General features: G+C 58.5%; 2 tRNA genes and 2 rRNA genes (1 of these 4 only partly in view). All 4 read right to left on the bottom strand.

The window, feature by feature from the left end:
* A 23S ribosomal RNA gene (locus P2G67_RS16290) occupies nucleotides 1-500 on the bottom strand (its annotated part extends 2,353 nt beyond the left edge of the window); the annotation flags it as partial.
* 282 nt (nucleotides 501-782) lie between these two features.
* A tRNA-Ala gene (locus P2G67_RS16285) sits at nucleotides 783-858 on the bottom strand.
* Nucleotides 859-904: 46 nt separating this feature from the next.
* Nucleotides 905-981: transfer RNA gene (locus P2G67_RS16280), tRNA-Ile, on the bottom strand.
* Nucleotides 982-1,175: 194 nt separating this feature from the next.
* Nucleotides 1,176-2,668: ribosomal RNA gene (locus P2G67_RS16275) — 16S ribosomal RNA — on the bottom strand.
* Nucleotides 2,669-2,829 lie beyond the last annotated feature (161 nt).

Genomic DNA, 2,829 nt, shown 5'->3' with positions numbered 1-2,829 from the left:
TTTCAGGGTCTATTTCACTCCCCTCTCGGGGTGCTTTTCACCTTTCCCTCACGGTACTGGTTCACTATCGGTCATGCACGAGTACTTAGCCTTGGAGGGTGGTCCCCCCATGTTCAGACAGGATTTCTCGTGTCCCGCCCTACTCAAGCCTTGCCTGCTGTCTACCCTTACGGGGCTGTCACCCTCTCTGGCGGCCCTTTCCAGGGCCTTCAGGTTCTTCACAGACAAGAACTGGGCTGGTCCGCGTTCGCTCGCCACTACTAGCGGAGTCTCGGTTGATTTCCTTTCCTCCGGGTACTGAGATGTTTCAGTTCCCCGGGTTCGCCTCGCCGACCTATGGATTCAGCCGGCGATCACCCTAAAGGGTGGGGTTTCCCCATTCGGACATCCGCGGATCAAAGATTGCTCTCATCTCCCCGCGGCTTATCGCAGAGTGCCACGTCCTTCATCGCCTGTGCATGCCAAGGCATTCACCAAATGCCCTTATCTAACGCTTGATCTCGACAAGTCAGCCGCCACGCACAGGGACAAAGTCCGCAAAACACGGCAACCGACCTCACTCAGCTTCTTTAACCCGAGTGTACTTAGATCGAAAAAACATGCGAACCCCGAGCGCGCCTGACAGAGATGCCCTAAGGACATCCCGCCTCAAACGCACAATCGAGGTCTTCTTCTCCACAATGCCAAACAACCGACCATCCACCACAACAGCGGACAGCCAAAACTTCTGTCTTCCCACGAGACGAACGATCACCCAAGGCCAAAACCTGGTGGCCAGAACCTGGTGGAGCCGACCGGGATCGAACCGGTGACCTCAAGCTTGCAAAGCTAGCGCTCTCCCAACTGAGCTACGGCCCCGTTCGGTGCCTCTATTCGGCGCCCCCGTTCGCTGACGCGGCGCTGATGGTGGGCCTGGGAAGACTTGAACTTCCGACCTCACGCTTATCAAGCGCGCGCTCTAACCAACTGAGCTACAGGCCCCCTGGGCGCGACTGTCCCGGCACACACGGCCGGGGCCAGAGCCCCTTGCGCAGCTTACCCGGCCATAGGACCAGGAGCCGCGCCGGCTCGTCTCGTCGGGAAGGGATACGTGGGCGGCGTCAATCCGCCACCATCAATCTGTTGTGCGATCGCCTTGTCTAGCAAAGCCGGCAGCAAGCCGCCGGCTTCCTTAGAAAGGAGGTGATCCAGCCGCAGGTTCCCCTACGGCTACCTTGTTACGACTTCACCCCAGTCGCTGACCTTACCGTGGCCGGCTGCCTCCCTTGCGGGTTAGCGCACCGTCTTCGGGTAAAGCCAACTCCCATGGTGTGACGGGCGGTGTGTACAAGGCCCGGGAACGTATTCACCGTGGCATGCTGATCCACGATTACTAGCGATTCCACCTTCATGCACCCGAGTTGCAGAGTGCAATCCGAACTGAGACGGCTTTTGGGGATTCGCTCCGGCTCGCGCCTTCGCTGCCCTCTGTCACCGCCATTGTAGCACGTGTGTAGCCCAGCCCATAAGGGCCATGAGGACTTGACGTCATCCCCGCCTTCCTCCGGCTTGTCACCGGCAGTTCCTCCAGAGTGCCCAGCCCTACCTGATGGCAACTGAAAGTAAGGGTTGCGCTCGTTGCGGGACTTAACCCAACATCTCACGACACGAGCTGACGACAGCCATGCAGCACCTGTGTGGCGTCCAGCCGAACTGAAAGGATCCGTCTCCGGATCCCGCGACGCCCATGTCAAGGGCTGGTAAGGTTCTGCGCGTTGCTTCGAATTAAACCACATGCTCCACCGCTTGTGCGGGCCCCCGTCAATTCCTTTGAGTTTTAACCTTGCGGCCGTACTCCCCAGGCGGTGCGCTTATCGCGTTGGCTGCGCCACCGAAATGCTAAGCATCCCGACGGCTAGCGCACATCGTTTACGGCGTGGACTACCAGGGTATCTAATCCTGTTTGCTCCCCACGCTTTCGCGCCTCAGTGTCAGTGTCGGACCAGGTAGCCGCCTTCGCCACTGGTGTTCTTCCCAATATCTACGAATTTCACCTCTACACTGGGAATTCCGCTACCCTCTTCCGAACTCCAGATGCCCCGTTTCAAAGGCAATTCCCAGGTTGAGCCCGGGGCTTTCACCTCTGACATGAACATCCACCTACGCGCCCTTTACGCCCAGTAAATCCGAACAACGCTTGCCCCCTCCGTATTACCGCGGCTGCTGGCACGGAGTTAGCCGGGGCTTCTTCTCCCGCTACCGTCATCATCTTCGCGGGTGAAAGAGCTTTACAACCCTAAGGCCTTCTTCACTCACGCGGCATGGCTGGATCAGGCTTGCGCCCATTGTCCAATATTCCCCACTGCTGCCTCCCGTAGGAGTCTGGGCCGTGTCTCAGTCCCAGTGTGGCTGATCATCCTCTCAGACCAGCTATGGATCGTCGCCTTGGTAGGCTTTTACCCCACCAACAAGCTAATCCAACGCGGGCCCATCCCAGGGCAATAAATCTTTCTCCCGAAGGACGTATAGGGTATTAGCCGCCGTTTCCAGCGGTTATCCCCTACCCCAGGGTAGGTTCCCACGCGTTACTCACCCGTGCGCCGCTCGCCTCCGAAGAGGCGCGCTCGACTTGCATGTGTTAGGCCTGCCGCCAGCGTTCGTTCTGAGCCAGGATCAAACTCTCATCTTGACCTCACTCCCGAAGATCGATCCTAAGACCCCCGGAAGCTCATTGAACGGGTTCGCCGATCATGCTCGCGCATGATCTCGCACGTTTCGATCGTCTCCAAACCCGATGACCCCAGCAAAGCACCAAAAGCACCCGCCAGAACCAACAAGGCTCAAACGATC

The sequence above is a fragment of the Aquibaculum arenosum genome, assembly GCF_029222965.1.
GTDB classification, from domain to species: Bacteria; Pseudomonadota; Alphaproteobacteria; order Kiloniellales; family DSM-21159; genus Aquibaculum; species Aquibaculum arenosum.
The sequence above is the reverse complement of the archived record's forward strand: the minus strand, read 5'-3'. Positions and strand labels throughout refer to the sequence as shown.